Consider the following 16,845-nt stretch of genomic DNA (forward strand, 5'->3'; position numbering starts at 1 on the left):
TGCCGTCGCTCACGCGACCCTGACCGCTGACGGCCACTCGTCGTCACCGCCCCCCTACGGGCCGGCCGGAGCCGTTCGGCTGACGGACTCGGCCCTCACGAACACCGGGGCGGTCCTCCGGGGCATCGCGGAGACGGCAAGAGCGGTGCACCGGGCGGGCCTTGGGAATCCTGTGACAGCACGGAACGCGGAGGTTCTGCGGAATCCCCGTACAACCAACGGGCCTCTCCGGGAGTCGTGATCACGAAGGGTTCACGGGATCCACGGATCCCTTGACACACGGACCCCGGTCATCGCCGTACCGCTCCGAGAGGGGAATCCATGTACCGGCCCAGACGTGCCACAGCAGCTGCCGCCGTAGTACTCGCCACCGCCGGTGGTCTGCTGACGGTCGGAGCCGCGCCCGCCTCCGCCGCCGACTGCACCGCTCCGGCGTTCGAGCAGCAGTTCTTCGACAACACCACCTTCTCCGGCCCCCCGCAGAAGACCGCATGCGACGACGTGATCGCCGAGAACTGGGGCGCGGGGGCTCCAGCGTCCGGCCTGCCGTCGAACCGGTTCGGGGTCCGCTGGTCGGTGACCCGCGACTTCGGCTCCGGCGGCCCCTTCACGCTGACCGCCTCCGGCCGGGACGGCATACGTGTCTACCTCGACGGCGTGCTCGAGATCGACCTGTGGCGGAACACCTGGAAGACGGTCTCCCGGACCGTCGACGTCACCATCCCCTCCGGGCGGCACAGTCTCCGCGTCGACTACGTCAACTGGTCCGGCCTCGCGGCTGTCCGGTTCGACTACACCCCGCGCACCTCACCGGCAGCCGACCAGGTCGCGCCGCTCGCCCCCGCTGGTGTCACCGCGTCCTACGACGAGACCGCCGGCCGTGCCTCGCTGACCTGGGCGCGGAACGAGGAGATGGACCTCGCCGGATACCGCGTCTACCGGCGGGCCGCGGAGGGAGGTGGCTTCCTTCCGGTGAGCGGCGCGAGCCTGCTGACGGAAACGGCCTTCACCCAGGACCTGCCGGCCACGGGAGCCGCGTACGCCTACCAGGTGCGGGCCGTCGACCTGGCCGGCAACGAGTCGGTGGGCGGCGCCGAGCCGACCGTCACCACCGCCGACCGCACCGCCCCGGTCCTCCAGGCGCCGACCGCGACCCACGACAACTGGCTGGGCGTCTCGCTGGCCTGGACCGCCGACGAGGAGGGTCTGACGTACGACATCCACCGGGCGTCCTCCCCCGACGGCGAGTTCACCGCGCTGGGCACGGTCCACACCCCCGGCTACCGGGACGAGACGGCGCCCTACGGCGAGACCTCCTACTACCGCGTCACCGCGACCGACGCGGCCGGGAACCGGACCACCTCCCCGGTGGTGGAGTTCACCCGGCCGCTCGCGGTGCCGGCCATGGAGGGCACCCGGATCGCGGACGACGGCAGCGGCATCGACGTCTCCTGGACCTCCCCCGCGACCGGCCCCACCGCGTTCCGGGTCTACCGCTGGGAGCGCTTCGACGAGAACGCCGTCCCCGAGCCCGTCACCTGCGAGACGTACCGCACCGGCGACCCGGCAGACGCCCGGCCGCAGTACGCGTGCACCGACACCACCGCCGTGACCGGCGTGACCTACTGGTACAGGGTCCACACCGTCGACGCCCGGGGCCGGGAGTCCGAGCCGTCGCAGCCGAGCAGCATCACCCTCACCGACCGCGTCGCACCGCCCGCCGTCACCGGCCTCGGCTACACGAACACCGAGTACGGCACGGTCCTGCACTGGGACGAGAGCCCCGCCGCCGACCTCGCCCGCTACGCGGTCTACCGCGCCTCCGCCGACGACCCCTTCACCCTGGAACGGATCGCGGAGGTCGCTCCCGGCACCACCTCCTACGCCGACGTCCAGCCGGCCGACGACGAGTCCTGGGTCTACTACGTCGACGCGGTGGACACCTCCGGCAACTCCGTCTACGCGACAGGCTCTCCGTCGGACGTCGCCCACGTCGAGACCAACGAGTACTACCTCGCCCCCGAGTACAACCTCCCGTTCACCTACGACTGGGCCCTGTCCGCCTCCGTGGACGAGCCCGCGCGAGCAAGGTTGTCGTGGACCTGTACCACCGGCGACTGCCCGGCCACCGGCTTCCACGTCTACCGCTGGGACCGCGCCACGGCGGAATGGGTGCGGCTGACCCAGCAACCGCTGTCCGACGGCACCAGGACCTACACCGACCCCGCCACCCCACGAGGCACGACCAGCCACTACACGATCACCGCGGTCGCCGCGGACGGCACGGAGATCGCCGCCCGCCACGTCTCCGTCGCGACCGCTCCGAGCGAAGCCTGACACCAGGGACACCCACCACCGCCGGCCGTGTTGGGCATGACGGCGCCCTCCGTCGTGCCCGCCACGGCCGGCGGCCCACACACCCCGGCTCCACCACCGCCCGGCGGCCCATGAACACCAGCACGGCATCTCCCGGTCCGGATCCTGACGGAGCACACCCAATCGATGCCGACAGCTCCCGGCGGACCGCTCGTCCCCGCTTGTCCAGACGTCGCCGGCCGGGCTGTGGTCCGTCGTGACGGGCCGGAGCTGATCAGGCCTGGGCCGAAGCGGTGATACGGCGTGGGGATGTCCGGGCTTTGTTTGTAAGGCAGCAGCTCACCGACACCGAACAACGTCACCGGGCAAGACCTCTCCCAGCAGCGGACGACGGGACTGCACGGAGGGAGCCGGGTCATGCGGCAGACGGCGCGGGGCGGAGTATGGGCGGTGGGTGCGGCGGCCGCCATGTCGCTGCTCCTGGGGTGTGGGCCACCCGCCGGCGAGGCTGCGGCCCCCCGGCCGGCGACGGGCTCTCGGGGCGTTCGAGCGGCGGGGCCGCAACAGGTCCTCGATGTCGCCGAGCAGCTGCTGGAACGGGACTGCATGCAGCGGCGCGGCTTCAGCTTCTGGGTGGTCCCACCAGCTGCGCCCACGGCGCGTCGCCTCTTCCCCTACGTGGTCGACGACGTCGGCTGGGCCAGGGCCCACGGTTACGGCGCAGACCGGTACGCGGCGCTCCGGCGGGCGGACGAAGCCAACCCCAACAAGCGCTACCTGCTGTCGCTCCGGCCGGGCCGGGCCGCCGCCCTGGTCGCCGCGCTGAACGGGCCGAGCCCCAGCGGACTCGTCGTCGACCTGCCCAACGGCGCCCGGGTCAGCCACAGCGACCAGGGCTGCACGGCGGAGGCCGAACGCCGCCTCTACGGCGACCTGCCGGCCTGGTTCCGCGCGACCCGGACCACCGCGTTCCTGGCCGGCGAGCGCATGGCGGCGGTCCAGCAGGATCCGCGCTACCGGACAGCCCGGGACGACTGGGCGCAGTGCATGGAAGCCGCCGGGTTTCCGTACGCAGATCCCCGGGACAGCCGCGCCGCCGCCCTCGAACAGGGCGTCAGCCGCCAGCGGGAGATCCGGCTGGCGGTGGCAGAGGCCACCTGCGCGGTGTCCACAGGACTGTCCCGGGTCGCCACGGACCTCGACCACTCTCACGACGCCCGGCTCCGGCAGCGCTACCCGGGCGTCTACGACGACCTCGACCGGCTGAAGGCGGCGGCGTTGCCCCGGGCCCGCGCCCTGGTGGCTCGCGGCTGATCGCAGCCCACCCCTCATGCCTCCGCGGCGGCCCCCGCCGCGGGACGGCCGACCAGGCCGCCGAAACACGGACGGCGCCAGCCGTCCCGGACAGGGAGAACACCATGTCAGTCAAGCAGTTCATCGCCATCGGAGCCGTCTCCGGTCTGGCTCTCGTCCTCCTCCCCGCGACCGCGTCAGGCGCGTCCGCCCCACCTGCGCATGACTCCGCTCCCCGCAGCGCGGCTGCGCCCGACGGCCTGCTGCACGCCTGGACCGACCCCTTCGGCGGCGGCACCCCCTGCTTCTGGTCGGGGAACGCCGACAACTGGGGCCCGTGCCGGAACGCGGCTTCCGACATCTGGAACAACGGTTACGCCGTCAGGCTCGACTCCGTCGACCTCTACTGGGGCCTCGGCGCCACCGGAGCGCACGCCTGCATCAGCCGGGGCGACTCCTGGAACAACCTGACGACGGGCCGGTGGAAGTTCACCTACGGAGCAGGCCTCGGCGGCTTCGGCCAGTCGGTCAACGACAACATCTCCTCGCACCGCTGGGCCGACCACTGCAGTCAGGGCTGACCAGCTCTCCGTCCGGCGGGTCCGGCGGTGCGCCCCGGACCCGCCGGACGGCGACGCGCTCGCACTCCTGCGTACACCGCCTGCTGCGGCTGTTGCTTCCCACCCGGCCACTGCCTGCTCTGGAACCGCGGGTCCCGGTCTGCGGATGTCCGACATCAAGGGGAGGTCTTCGAACGGACGGAAGCACCCCGCCGGCGGCCGCGACCGCCGGCGGGGTGCCCTGGTCCATCTCGCCCGGCCCACCGACCCGGCGCACCCCGCGACCGCCGGCTTCGTCCGCATGGCCCGCCACCAGCCGACCCGTTCGCAGGAACTGCGAGTCCGTTTCCGGCGTCGGCCGCGGACGGGCCGACCGGGCCGGAACGCCACGTGGCGGCCGGTGGGCCGGACACGCGTGACACGCGTGACACGCATCGGCATCGGCATCAGAAGGTGATGCGGACCTTCAGCGCCTCACGGTCGTGCATGGCGCGGTAGCCGTCCGGGACCCCGTCGAGGCCGACGGTGCGGTCGAAGACCAGGCCCGGGTCGATCGCACCGGAGAGCACGTCCGGCAGCAGCTCGGGGATGTACGCGCGGGCCGGGGCGACGCCGCCGGCCAGCGTCACGTTGCGGTTGAACAACTGGGCGATGTCCACGCCGGCGGAGCCGCCGTGGGGCACGCCGACGTAGCCGACCGCACCGCCGTCCCGGGCGACGGAGATCGCGGTGCGCAGGGATTCCTCGGTGCCGACGGCCTCCAGGACGGCGTGCGCGCCCTGGCCGCCGGTGAGCTCCTCGACCGCCTCGACCGCGGCCTCGCCGCGCTCGGCGACGACGTCGGTGGCGCCGAAGCGGCGGGCGATCGCGGTGCGCTGCTCGTGCCGCCCCAGCGCGATGATCCGGCCGGCGCCGAGCCGATGGGCCGCGAGCACTCCGCACAGCCCGACCGCGCCGTCACCGACCACGGCGACCGTGGCGCCGGGGCGGACCCGGGCGGCGACGGCGGCGTGGTGGCCGGTGCTCATCACGTCGGAGAGGGCGAGCAGGCCGGGCAGCAGCTTCTCCTCGCCGGCCGCCTCCTTCGGCAGCTTGACCAGCGTACCGTCGGCGAACGGCACACGGACGGCCTCGCCCTGGCCGCCGTCGGAGCCGACCTCGCCCCAGAAGCCGCCCTCGGGGCAGGAGGGGTGCAGGCCCTCGCGGCAGTAGTCGCAGGTGCCGTCGGACCAGACGAACGGGGCCACCACGAAGTCGCCGCGAGTGAAACCGGTCACCTCGGAGCCGACCTCCTCGACGATGCCCAGGAACTCGTGGCCGATCCGCTGCCCGGCCACCCGGGAGGCCACACCGCGGTAGGCCCACAGGTCGCTGCCGCAGATACAGGCGTTGACCACCCGCACCACGGCGTCGGCCGGCCGCCGGACCACCGGGTCGGGCACCTCCTCGATCCGGATGTCGTCGGGGCCGTGGATCACGGTAGCGCGCACGGAACTCTCCTGGCACTGCTCGGGTACTGGGCTGGCGCAGTCAGAGTGGCCGTACACATGTTCCCGTGTCCAGCTACATTCTCTACAGCACCTGTTTAAGATGAACTGATGCTCGATGTCCGGCGGCTCACCCTCCTCCGCGACCTGGCCGCCCACGGCACCGTGACCGCGGTGGCCGGGCTCCACGGCGTCACCCCCTCTGCCGTCTCGCAGCAGCTGAGACTGCTGGAGGACGAGACCGGAACCCGTCTGCTGGAACGCACCGGCCGCTCGGTCCACCTCACCTCCGCCGGGCAGCAACTGGCCGACGACACCGAGCACGTGCTCACCGCGCTCGAACAAGCCCAGGACCGGCTCCACGCCGGCCTCGGCGAGCCGGCCGGCCCCCTCCATGTCGCATGCTTCCCCAGCGCGCTGGCGCCGGTGGCCGCCCCCCTCGGCGAAGCCCTGGAAAGCGCCCACGGGAACCTGCGGCTGCACCTCACCGAGGCCGAACCGGAAGCCGCCGTGAGGCTGCTGCTGCAGCGTCGCGCCGGCCTCGCGCTGCTCTACCGCTACACCAACCTCGCCACACCCCCGTACCCCGGAGTCGAGACGCGCACCCTGTGGACCGATCCGCTCGTCGCCATCCTGCGGAACGACCATCCGGCAGCCCGCCCCGGGCACGTCCCGCTCGACCTCCGGGAGCTCGCAGACACCCGGTGGATCACCGCCCCGCCGCAAACAGCCTGCGGGGACGCGGTCCTCCAAGCCTGCCGGTCGGCCGGCTTCACACCGCAGGTCCGCCACACCTGCACCGACTTCTCCGCCATGATCGCCCTCGCCGCGAGCGGCGGCCACACGGTCCTCATCCCACAGCTGGCCGCAGCCCACCTCCCGCCGGTGCTGGCGGCACGACCGGTGACGGACGGCACCCTCGCCCGCACGATCGAGACCGCCGTCCGGCACGGCACAGCGCACGAACCCGCGATCGCCGCCGGCCTCACCGCACTCCGTGCTCTCAGCAACAGCACGGCGGGCACAACAGAAGGCGCGGCCCCCCAGGAGAGTGTCGGGAAGCGACCGCCCGCCGGCACGTGACCGCCTGCGTGAACGTCCGCCGCCGTGCGGCCCCGTCTGCGGGCCGCAGCGCAACACCCCTGGGCCCGGGCCGTGCACGCCGATCACGCCACCGCACCACTCACCGGGCCGGCACACCGCCTCTCGCGCAGGGCGGTGCCGGACCCGGTGACGGTGTGCCCCGCCGGCTCACCCGTCCGGACGGCGACACACCGGCCGCCGCGATCGGTGCGTCCGTGTCCGCACGGACGGCCCCCACCCGTGAACCGGGCGCACCCCGGCCGATCACGGTGGACGGTGACAACCGCCGGTGGCTCACGTATGCGGACCAGATCGCTTCCCTCAGGCTTCACGCACGGTCCCGGCGGCCCCGTCGACCCGCCTTCTGATTCTGATCTCGCTCATGCAGGGCATCGTCCACGCGCACGAGGGCTGGACGTTTCGTCCAAGATGGATTTACAGTCCGAGGCGTGGAGGCTGCCGATGAGAGCACAGATCACCGGGTCCGGATGTGGGCGCCCGTGGGCCGGGCCGTCGCGCTGCTGCTCGGCCCGTATGCCGAGGTGGTGCTGCACGACCCGGACACCGACCGGATCCTGGCGATCTGGAACCCCATGGGCTCCCGAGGCCCGGGGGATCCTTCGCTGCTGGGCGAGCTGGACGGGCTGGACCCGTCGGCGCGAGACGTGTTCGGCCCGTACGAGAAGCTGCTCGCGGACGGCCGACGGCTGTCCTCGGTCAGCGCGGTGCTGCGCGAGCCGGACGGGAAGGCCGCCGCCGTGCTGTGCGTGAACCTCGACCGCACGCCGCTGGAACAGGCCGCTGCCGTGCTGTCCACGTTCGGCGCCCCGACGGCGCCCCGGCCGGAGCCGCTGTTCGAGCAGGACTGGAACGAGCGCGTCCAGCACATCGTCGCCGCGTACGTGCACGAGCGCGGCCGTCCCGTCGAGCGGCTGACCCGCACCGACCGCCTGGCCGTCCTCGCCCGGCTGGACGAGGCCAAGGTCTTCGCCGTGCGCCGCGCCACCCCCGTCGTCGCCGCCGCCCTGCGCGTCTCCCGATCCACCCTCTACGGCCTGCTGTCCGAACTCAGAGCTCCCAGCACGAAGGACCACGCGCCATGACCCGACTGCCCGACTTCCGCCTGGAAACCTACTTCTCCCGGTGGGAGTTCACCGCACGCCACCATCTGACCGCCTCCGATGTGCAGACCGTGACACTCGGCGAGCTGCTCGCCCTGGCCGATGACCAGGACCGCGCCGCGTTCGAGAATCTGTCGCTCGGCTACACCGAGAGCTACGGCGACCCGGCCCTGCGCGAGACGGTCGCCGGGATGTACGAACGGGCGGACGCGGCCGACGTGATCTGCTTCGCCGGCGCCGAGGAGGCCCTCTACCTGGCGATGAACGTCCTGCTGGGCGCGGGCGACCACGCGGTGGTGGTGACCCCGAACTACCAGGCGGCCGAGACCGTGCCGCTCGCGCTGTGCGAGGTCACCGGCGTCGCCCTGGACCCCGACCGGGACTGGGACCTGGATCTCGATGCGGTGAAGGCGGCCATCCGGCCGAACACCCGGGTCGTCTCGGTGAACTTCCCGAACAACCCCACCGGCAAGGTCATCGGCACGGCCGACTTCACCGCGCTCGCGCGGCTGTGCGACGAGCGCGGCATCCGCCTGTTCAGCGACGAGGTGTACCGCGGCCTGGAACGGGACCCGGCCCGCACCCTGCCGCAGGCCGCCGACCTGTCCGAGCGCGCCCTGTCGCTGAACGTCACCTCCAAGTCGCTCGGCCTGCCGGGCCTCAGGATCGGCTGGATCACCTGCCGCGACCGGGAGCTGCTGTCCCGGCTGGAGCGGGCCAAGCACTACACCACGATCTGCAACTCCGCCCCCAGCGAGGTCCTGGCCCGCATCGCGCTGAAGGCCCGCGCCACGATCCTGGACCGCAACCGGGCACTCATCGCCCGCAACCTGCCGCTCTTCGGCGCCTTCTTCGCCGAATTCGCCGACCTCTTCGAGTGGCGGGTCCCGGACGGCGGCTGCGTCGCCTACCCCCGCTACCTCGGCCCGGACGGAGTGGAGGAGTTCTGCACCCGGCTGGTCGAGGAGGCCGGCGTCCTGCTGCTGCCCGCCAGCATCTTCCGCTCCGAGCTCACCCACACCCCCGCCGACCGCTTCCGCATCGGCGTGGGCCGTGCCGACCCCGAGGAGGGCCTGGCCGCCTTCGCCCGGTGGCTGCGAGCGAACCGATGACCCCGCGCGTCTTCGACACCGCCGCGATCAAGCGCGCCACCACACCGGAGCTCGCCCTCACCGCCGTCCGTGACGCGCTGATCGCCCACGCCCACGGCCGAACCACCGTGCCGCCACCGCTGCACCTGCAGTTCCCCGACGCCGACGGCGACTGCCACGTCAAGGCCGGCCGGGTCACCGACGCACCCGACTTCACCGTCAAGATCGCCACCGGCTTCTACCGCAACCCCGCCGCTGGTCTGCCCACCAACCACGGCCTGGTCTGCGTCGTCAGCGCCCGCACCGGCCGGATCCGCGCGATCCTCGACGACCAGGGGCTGCTCACCGCCTGGCGCACCGCCGCCGCCGGCGCCCTGGCGACCCACGCCATGGCCCGACCCGACGCCGCCACCCTGGCCGTGTTCGGCACCGGAGAGCAGGCCCGCCTCCAGGCCGAATGGCTGGCCCGGCTCCGCCCGATCGACACGGTACTCGTCCACGGCCGCAGCCGGGACAGGACCAGGTCACTGTGCGAGGCCTTCGTCGCTCTCGGGCTTCACGCCCAGCCCGCCTCGGCCGACGAGGCGGCCGCAGCCGACATGGTCGTCACCACCACACCGGCCACCACTCCGGTCCTGCAGGCCGGTCACATCAGCGCGGGCGCGCACGTCACCGGCATCGGCACGGACATGCCCCACAAGAACGAGCTGCCGCCGGCACTCTTCGCCCACGCAGCGCTGATCGCCACCGACGACCACCAGCAGTGCCTGGACCACGGCGACTTCGGCCACGCCGTACGCGCCGGGGCCACCCCCCGCACCGCCGACACACCCGTCGGCCTCCTGCTCGAAAAGCCTGTCGATCGCCCGGACAGCGCGATCACAGTCGCCGACCTCACCGGAGTCGGCGCACTCGACGCGGCACTCGCCTCGGCCGTGCTGCGCGAGCTGGCCCCGTAGGCGCACGCGACCGCTGGTCCGGCGAGGCTCGGCGCCCTGCCCGGCTGGTCTGCGGTCTGCGACCGGCCGGCCACGAGGTCACCGGCTGGGCACCGCCCTGCCGCATCGCCGGCATGCGCGGCAGCGGTTCCCTGCCGACCGGCCTCAGCGGCACGGAGCCGGAGGCCGGCGGACAGAGGGCGTCTTTCGCGCCGACCAGGACGCCCATGGCCGCGAGCAGCCGCACGGCGGTGCCGGTGCGGCGGGAGACCGGTGGCGAAGTCTGCGAGCAGTCCCCTGCCCGTCGGCTTCTCCCCCGCGGGCGGAGGATGCGAAGCGGGCAAATCCTGCATGGAGCGCGCTTCTTGAGAGCATCCTGTGGAGGTGACCGAGACGTACCGCAGTGAGCGCAGTTCCGCCATCAGCCTGTCCAAGGTTCAGGAGCGGGCCCCGGACCTGGTCAGTCTCTACAAGACGGCAGGGACCAGCCTCCGCAATCACGGGCTGGAAGGAGTACGGGCAGCCGTCTATCTCGTACTGGACCGCTCACGCTCCATGCGGCCCTACTACGCCGACGGCACCCTGCAGCACCTCGCGGACCAGGTGCTGACGCTGTCGGCCCACCTCGACGACGACGGGACCGTCCCGGTGGTCTTCTTCTCCACCGACGTCGACGGCTCCGCCGACCTCCAGCTCGGCAGACACCGGGGCCGCATCGACGAGCTCCACCGGAACCTGGGTCACATGGGACGCACGAACTACCACTGGGCGATGGACGAAGTCGTCGACCACTACCTCGACTCCGCGAGTGACGCCCCGGCCCTGGTGATCTTCCAGACCGACGGAGGCCCCACCAGCAGGCCCGCCGCGGAACGCTACCTGTGCAAGGCGGCTCGCCTGCCGCTGTTCTGGCAGTTCATCGGGTTCGGCGACCCCGCCGACAACGAGTTCGCGTTCCTGCGCAGACTCGACACCCTCGCCGTCCCAGACCGCCGCGTCGTCGACAACGCCGGTTTCTTCCACGCCGGACGCACACCTCTCACCACCAGCGACGACCTCCTGTTCGACCGGCTGCTGCAGGAATTCCCGACCTGGCTCACCGACGCCCGCAGCGCAGGCATCGTGTAGCCACTGGTGTCTTCTCCATGACGACCACCAGCGTGGAGCGGGCCCGGCGCTCGCCGTCCCAGGGCACTCCGACGCACCCCCGAGCGGTGCGTCCGCCGCTGTCGGATGTCGCACCTACGCTGTGGCCCATGGGACTCTCGATATCAGTGGGACTTCTCCACCACCAGGCTCGCAATGATGCCGCGGGGCTCGACCGTCACCGCCATGCCTTCGCCCGCCTCTCCCACGCGCTCACGGCGGAGGGAATCAGCTGGCACGAGCCGGAGACCACCGCTCCGCCTCGGGCCCATACCTTCTCCGGTGGCTTCCCCTACGGGTACCTGACCCGGTTGCGTCGCATCCTGGTGCTCATGAAACTCGGAGGACCCGTCGCGCCAGCTCCGGCGGCCGGCAGCCGCCAGTACGAACTCGACCGCGAGAAGATCCGAGACGAGATGTCGATGCTCGCCTCTCATCTGGTCTGCCACTCCGACACTGCCGGCTACTACGTGCCGGTCGACTTCGACGATCCCCTGTTCCTCCCCGACGACTCGAAGGTCGAGGGGGCCGGGATGGTCGGCTCCAGTCGGCGACTGCTGGCCGAGCTTTCCAGCATCGCGCCGTCGATCGGTATCAGCCCCGACGACGAGCTTGTCCTCTCCGGTACGGAGAGTGCGGGACGGGCCGTGCTTGGTGCAGCTGACGGACCGTTCGAGGTGGAGCGTCTCGCCTGGTACCAGCTCCACCGGGCATGCCTGGCGAGCATCGCCGGCGGCCACGCCGTCGTGTTCCACTGATCCACCTCCCCGTCCCTTGTCCGTAGCCGCCGGTCAGGCAACTCCTCCCGCTGGGCGGGCACTTGGTAGCCGAGTCGGTCGAGATGGCGCCTCAGGCGTCGGGGCTGTCCGGCCCGGCCGGTGCGTTCGACGAGGTACTGGCCGCCGAGGTCGGCGTACTCGGCTCGTGGGTGAACCTGTGCCGGATGCGAGACCAGGATGGAGTGGCCCAGCGCGACCAGGGCGCGCGTTTCTGGCCGCGGCGGGCGACGACGCGTAGGCGGCGGGCTGCACGGCAGGTGTCCTTCGCGGGGAGACCATCTGGCCGCTTGTGGGGCGGTCACGCTTCCACCGGCGGAGACGCCCTCAAGGCCGCCAGCGGGGTGAACTACGAGGCCGTTGACGGAAGTACCGTCCTCCGAACGCGGCTACTGCCAGAACACGCTGGCCCGCACCTTGATGTCGGACTTCCACTGGATGGAGCCCACAATCTCCAGGATGCCGTCGTTGTGCGGAACGACGTTGGCGACGCCCATCGTCGCCCGCCCCCGGAACGGGACGTTGCGCCCGTCGACTTCGCAGAGCGACACGAACGCCCGGCTGTACGACTTGAGATGGGGGCCGCAGACGAGCCGCCTGGCGAAGAGGCCGTGAGCAGGGAAGAAGAACGTCGTGTAATCCACGATCCGCTGCTGGGGGTTGCGCGCTGCCTGGTGCGGTTCAGTCCCGGGCGGGCCGGCTGGTCCCGGTCAGGCTGCCGGGGTGGTCAGGACGGCCTGGGCTGCCGGCCGGAGACTCCTGATCAGCGGATTCGGGTCGCCCTTGCGGCTGACCAGGACCACCTGGCTGGGGGGTGCGCCCTCGATCGGGACGGTGACCAGACCGGGGCGCAGTGAGCTGCGCCGATCGCCGGCCGGCAGCACGGCGATCGCCCGGCCGCTCGCGACGAGTTCGAGCTTGTCCTGGTAGCTCTCGACGGGCGGCACGCCGGCCCCGAGGATCCGGTAGGAGGTCCAGTCCGCGGTCTCGAACGCGCACGGCGCCGTCTCCTCGCCGGCCAGTTCTTCCGCGGTCACCGATGCCCGGTCGGCCAGGGGATGGCCGCGCGGGACCACGAGCATCCGGGGCTCCTCGTACAGCGGGGTGACGAGCACGTCGTCGGCGGAGAGGGGCAGCGGGGCCCGGGTGATCAGGGCGTCGACGCGCTTGTCGGACAGCGCCCCGACGTCGCGGCAGCTCAGGTGCCGGGTGGTGATCTCGGCGTCCGGGTGACGGCTGCGCAGTTCCCGTACGGCGTCAGTGATCACCAGGTCTTCGACGTAGCCGACGGCGATGCGTGCGGTCCCGGCTTGTTCACGCACGGCCAGCTCGGCCCGGCGGGCGGCCTGCAGCAGGGCCTGCGCCCGGGGGAGGAACCTCCGGCCGGCCGGGGTCAGCCGGGCGCCCCGGGGGGTGCGGTCCAGCAGCCGTGCGCCGAGATGCTTCTCGAGGCGTTGGATCTGGCGGCTCAGCGCCGGCTGGGCCACGCGCAGGTCGGCGGCGGCCCGGCCGAAGTGCTGATGCGCCGCCACCACGGTGAAGTAGCGCACCAGCCGCAGTTCCAGGTCCTGTCCGGCATCGTTCACTCCCCCAGCGTACGCGTCATGCCGTTTCGGAATGACCGGGTTGCCGAACCGGTCTTGGACGGACGTGCCGTCCTGGGCCTTGACTGAAGGAGCAATGTTTCCCCGGGAAAGTGACAGGTGCGATGAAGGCGATTCAGTTCCACGAGGCGGGCGGGCCGGAGGTATTGCGGTATGACGAGGTGCCGGTTCCCGAGGTCGGCCCGGGCGAGGTGCTCGTCCGGGTGCACGCGGCCGGCGTCAATCCGCCGGACTGGTACCTGCGCGAGGGGATGAAGGTGATGCCGGCCGAGATGAGGCCGGTGCTGGACTTCCCTCTGATTCCCGGAACGGACATGTCGGGCGTGGTCGAGGCGGTCGCTCCGGACGTGCGGGGCTTCGCCGTCGGTGACGAGGTCTTCGGCATGCTGCGGTTCCCCGGATTCGACGGCCGGACGTACGCCGAGTACGTGGCCGCGCCGGCTTCGGACCTGGCTCACAAGCCGGCCGGCATCGACCACGTGCAGGCGGCCGGGGCGCCGATGGCCGTGCTGACGGCCTGGCAGTACCTGGTTGATCTCGGCCACGACGTGCCGTCTCCCTTCACCGGCCGGGTGCACCAGCCGGTGCCGATCACGCCCGGGATGACCGTGCTGGTCAACGGGGCCGCCGGTGGAGTGGGCCACTTCGCGGTGCAGTTGGCGAAGTGGAAGGGGGCACGCGTCATCGCGGTGGCCTCGGGCCGGCACGAGCAGTTCCTGCGCAAGCTCGGCGCCGACGAGTTCATCGACTACACCAGGACGCGGGCCGCGGACGTGGTCAGCGGTGCCGACCTGGTGATCGACACCGTCGGCGGCCCGGACAGCTCACGCTTCCTGACCGTGCTCAAGCGCGGCGGCACCATGCTTCCGGTGTTCTTCGCCGAGTACGACCCGGAAGAGACGGCGAGTCTGGGCATCACGGTCTCCAACATCCAGGTGCGTTCCAACGGCCCCCAGCTCGCCGGGATCGGGCACCTGCTCGGCCAGGGCATGCTCCAGGTCGGGGTGGACAGCATCTACCCGCTGCCCGAGGCCCGCAGCGCCCACACACGAGCCGCGCAGGGCCACATCCAGGGCAAGATCGTGCTGACGGTGACCTCGTGATCACGGCCCGACGGTGGACGGCGGATCGCCGCACGCGCCCTGACACCGGACACCGCGTTCCAGGACCGGGCCAGGCAGTGAGTCCTTCCAACCTGTTTCCGAGTCGGGGAAATCGGGCTGACTTGTCCGAAGGGGTGGTCCGGCCCCGTTTCCGGCTGCCTGCACCTGGTCGCGGACGGCGGTCCGGAGTGTGGATCGTCTGACAGGGCGGTCCTGCCGATGAGTCCGCCGTCCTCGAACGGTCTGCCCAGTGACAGGACCGTTCTCGACAGGAGTGCCATGTCCACCATCCAGCCGGTGATCCTCACTGCCGACCAGGACCTTCTGCTCGGCTTCTACACGAAACTGTTCGGCGCGGAGGAGATCTTCCGGGTACCGGCCGAAGGCCCGGCCTTCTACCTCGGCCTGCGCATCGGCGACACCGACCTCGGGCTGGTGGCCAGGACGGACCCGGGGACCGCGGCAGCACCGCGGATCCTGCTCAGCATCGGTGTCGACGACGTCGACGAGACACTCGGCCGAGTGGAGGCGCTGGGCGGCTCGGTCCGCAGCGGCCCCCACGACATGCCGTGGGGACAGCGCGTCGCCCACGTCCAGGACCCCGACGGCAACCCGGTGAACCTCACCCAGCCGATCCCGGCCCGGTGAGCCTTTGCCGGGCCGCGGGCCGCGGGCCGCGGCGCAGGATCCAGGTGGAGGCCGCCTGGCGGGCAGCCGGGCGTCGAGTACGCCCGGCCGGGGCGATGGCCGGCAAGCCGGGTGCGCGCAGGGCCCGAGGCTCTCCGGTGGCACGTCAGGAAACCCGAGAATCCCTCACGAGCACTCGCAGCGGTGCACGGAAGGACAACAGGCCCAGCATCGGCGACCGCGTCTGTTCGTGTGCCGGCTGCGCGAACGGCAGGGCGCGGGCGGCTGACCGGACCGCGACAGCCGCCTCCGTTCGGGCCAGTGACGCGCCCGGACAGCGGTGGCGGCCTGCACCGAAGGCGAGATGGTGACGGGTGTTCTGCCGGTGCGGGCACATCCGCTCCGGTTCCGGGAAGACGTCCGGATCTGATCCGCTGCCCATGAGCATCAGGAGCAGCTGGGCGCCGGCCGGCAGGCTCACGCCTGCCAGTTCCACCGGCCGTGCCGTGACCCGGCGCCAGGTGGTCACCGGAGGCTCGCGGCGCAGCACCTCCTCCACCCATGCCTCGGCCAGGTCCTCCTCGTGTGCGAGGCGCGGCCACAGCCCGGGTTCGGAGAGGGAACGCCGGAGCACGGTGGCGATGAGCTGCCCGGTGGTGGACTGGCCCGCGATGAGGACGAAGAAGCAGACAGCGCCCGCTGTCCCGGGATCCAGTGGCTCCCCGCCGGGCAGGCGGTGCCGGGTGAGTGCTCCGATGAACGAGCCGGGGGCTGCCCGGCCGGTGCGCACGGTCGTGTTCAGCCACTGGTAGAACGCGCCGACCAGTTCGGCCAGGTGCAACTGCCTGTGCAGTGGAGGCCTGCCCCAGAACAGTTCCAGTGAGGCGTCGCTCCAGCCGGTCAGCGTTGCCGCGTCGACGTCCCCGATCTCCAGCAGTTCCATCAGAACCCGGCAGGGAAGGGCCTGGGCGAAGGACGTGAACAGGTCGCATGCGCCGTCGGTGTCGATCTGCGCCCGGACCGCGCCGAGCAGTTCGTCGGCCGTGCGCTCGATCACGGGGACGGCTGCCGTCACCCGCGAGGCGTTGAAGAAGCGGCTGACCACGCGACGCAGCCCGGCGTGGCTGGCGCTGCCGTTGTTGGCGAGGGCGGGTGGGAGCTGGAAGCCGGCCCGGGCCAGAACCCGCAGTACGGGTACGGGCAGCGCGGTGACCGCGTTCTGGGCGTTGTCCGGGCGGAAGTCGGCCGTGTCGAGCAGTACCCGGCGTATGTCCGGGTGGCGGCTGACCAGCCACAGCCCCGTGCGGGAGTCGTAGTGCACGGGCGCTTGCCCACGCAGCTGGTCCAGCCAGGGGTACGGGTCACCGATGAAGTCGTCCGCGAACAGGTCCAGCCGGCCGAGGAGGTCCCGGGCCAGGGGCGGTACGGGTGCGGCGGCCGGGGCGGGCGGGACGAGGGTGGGCTCTTTCGGCGGCTGAGTGCTCACGGCGGAAGTTAACACGTGGCGTCCTGGCCGGGTTGGGCATGTGCCCGGCGTCACGGAGACGTGCAGGGGTACAGCGAGTGCGGGTGCCGTGGTGTCCGTGGCACCGCCGGGCCGGGCGGCTCTCGGCAGAGCACCTGGGCCGCGGGGCCGTCCGTCCCGAGAGCCACCACCGCCCGGTCGGCGGCCGGCAGCAGTAGGCCCCGGTGAAGGCGGC

At 72.0% G+C, this 16,845-nt stretch carries 15 protein-coding genes; 11 read left to right on the forward strand and 4 right to left on the reverse strand.

The window, feature by feature from the left end; genetic code table 11:
• Positions 1–321: 321 nt before the first annotated feature.
• The 3 genes from AC5K6T_RS16080 to AC5K6T_RS16090 all read left to right on the forward strand — a co-directional run bounded on the left by AC5K6T_RS16080 (position 322) and on the right by AC5K6T_RS16090 (position 4,190).
• Positions 322–2,337 carry a PA14 domain-containing protein gene (locus AC5K6T_RS16080; protein ID WP_493209629.1) on the forward strand — a complete coding sequence of 672 codons (2,016 nt, stop codon included), beginning with the start codon at positions 322–324 and terminating at the stop codon, positions 2,335–2,337.
• 585 nt (positions 2,338–2,922) lie between these two features.
• Positions 2,923–3,630 carry a hypothetical protein gene (locus AC5K6T_RS16085; RefSeq protein WP_493209631.1) on the forward strand — a complete coding sequence of 236 codons (708 nt, stop codon included), beginning with the start codon at positions 2,923–2,925 and terminating at the stop codon, positions 3,628–3,630.
• A 104-nt stretch (positions 3,631–3,734) separates the two neighbouring features.
• A complete protein-coding gene (locus AC5K6T_RS16090) occupies positions 3,735–4,190 on the forward strand; it encodes a hypothetical protein (RefSeq protein WP_493209633.1) in 456 nt (151 codons plus the stop codon).
• Positions 4,191–4,615: 425 nt separating this feature from the next.
• Here AC5K6T_RS16090 and AC5K6T_RS16095 read toward each other — a convergent pair whose 3' ends face one another.
• Positions 4,616–5,659, reverse strand: coding sequence for a zinc-dependent alcohol dehydrogenase family protein (locus tag AC5K6T_RS16095; RefSeq protein WP_493209635.1), 1,044 nt, complete (start codon positions 5,657–5,659; stop codon positions 4,616–4,618).
• A gap of 108 nt (positions 5,660–5,767) precedes the next feature.
• Between AC5K6T_RS16095 and AC5K6T_RS16100 the strand changes: the two genes are divergently transcribed.
• From AC5K6T_RS16100 to AC5K6T_RS16125, 6 genes are all read left to right on the forward strand, one after another.
• Positions 5,768–6,739, forward strand: coding sequence for a LysR family transcriptional regulator (locus AC5K6T_RS16100; RefSeq protein WP_493209637.1), 972 nt, complete (start codon positions 5,768–5,770; stop codon positions 6,737–6,739).
• 449 nt (positions 6,740–7,188) lie between these two features.
• Positions 7,189–7,842: a helix-turn-helix transcriptional regulator gene (locus tag AC5K6T_RS16105; protein WP_493209639.1), complete on the forward strand. Its 654-nt coding sequence runs from the start codon at positions 7,189–7,191 to the stop codon at positions 7,840–7,842.
• Positions 7,839–8,972 (forward strand): aminotransferase class I/II-fold pyridoxal phosphate-dependent enzyme, encoded by a 1,134-nt coding sequence (locus AC5K6T_RS16110; protein ID WP_493209641.1) that lies wholly within the window; start codon positions 7,839–7,841, stop codon positions 8,970–8,972. The genes AC5K6T_RS16105 and AC5K6T_RS16110 overlap by 4 nt, the downstream gene beginning before the upstream one ends.
• Positions 8,951–9,910: an ornithine cyclodeaminase family protein gene (locus AC5K6T_RS16115; RefSeq protein WP_493209643.1), complete on the forward strand. Its 960-nt coding sequence runs from the start codon at positions 8,951–8,953 to the stop codon at positions 9,908–9,910. The genes AC5K6T_RS16110 and AC5K6T_RS16115 overlap by 22 nt, the downstream gene beginning before the upstream one ends.
• 363 nt (positions 9,911–10,273) lie before the next feature.
• On the forward strand, positions 10,274–11,017 hold the full coding sequence (locus AC5K6T_RS16120; protein WP_493209645.1) for a VWA domain-containing protein: 744 nt from the start codon (positions 10,274–10,276) through the stop codon (positions 11,015–11,017).
• 128 nt (positions 11,018–11,145) lie between these two features.
• Positions 11,146–11,793, forward strand: coding sequence for a putative DNA-mimic protein (locus AC5K6T_RS16125; protein ID WP_493209647.1), 648 nt, complete (start codon positions 11,146–11,148; stop codon positions 11,791–11,793).
• A 407-nt stretch (positions 11,794–12,200) separates the two neighbouring features.
• On the opposite strand, the gene AC5K6T_RS16130 is transcribed toward AC5K6T_RS16125, so the two are convergent.
• Both AC5K6T_RS16130 and AC5K6T_RS16135 read right to left on the reverse strand, forming a co-directional pair.
• Complete coding sequence (locus AC5K6T_RS16130; RefSeq protein WP_493209649.1) at positions 12,201–12,455, reverse strand: hypothetical protein; 255 nt, start codon at positions 12,453–12,455, stop codon at positions 12,201–12,203.
• Positions 12,456–12,521: 66 nt separating this feature from the next.
• Entirely contained in the window at positions 12,522–13,397 is an 876-nt protein-coding gene (locus AC5K6T_RS16135; RefSeq protein ID WP_493209651.1) for a LysR family transcriptional regulator, read from the reverse strand.
• A 122-nt stretch (positions 13,398–13,519) separates the two neighbouring features.
• Between AC5K6T_RS16135 and AC5K6T_RS16140 the strand changes: the two genes are divergently transcribed.
• Together AC5K6T_RS16140 and AC5K6T_RS16145 are read left to right on the forward strand one after the other, a co-directional pair.
• Complete coding sequence (locus AC5K6T_RS16140) at positions 13,520–14,518, forward strand: NADP-dependent oxidoreductase (RefSeq protein WP_493209653.1); 999 nt, start codon at positions 13,520–13,522, stop codon at positions 14,516–14,518.
• Positions 14,519–14,797: 279 nt separating this feature from the next.
• On the forward strand, positions 14,798–15,166 hold the full coding sequence (locus AC5K6T_RS16145; RefSeq protein WP_493209655.1) for a VOC family protein: 369 nt from the start codon (positions 14,798–14,800) through the stop codon (positions 15,164–15,166).
• 145 nt (positions 15,167–15,311) lie between these two features.
• On the opposite strand, the gene AC5K6T_RS16150 is transcribed toward AC5K6T_RS16145, so the two are convergent.
• Positions 15,312–16,631: a cytochrome P450 gene (locus AC5K6T_RS16150; RefSeq protein ID WP_493209657.1), complete on the reverse strand. Its 1,320-nt coding sequence runs from the start codon at positions 16,629–16,631 to the stop codon at positions 15,312–15,314.
• Positions 16,632–16,845: the final 214 nt, after the last annotated feature.

It is taken from the genome of Streptomyces sp. B8-7 (genome assembly GCF_058833805.1).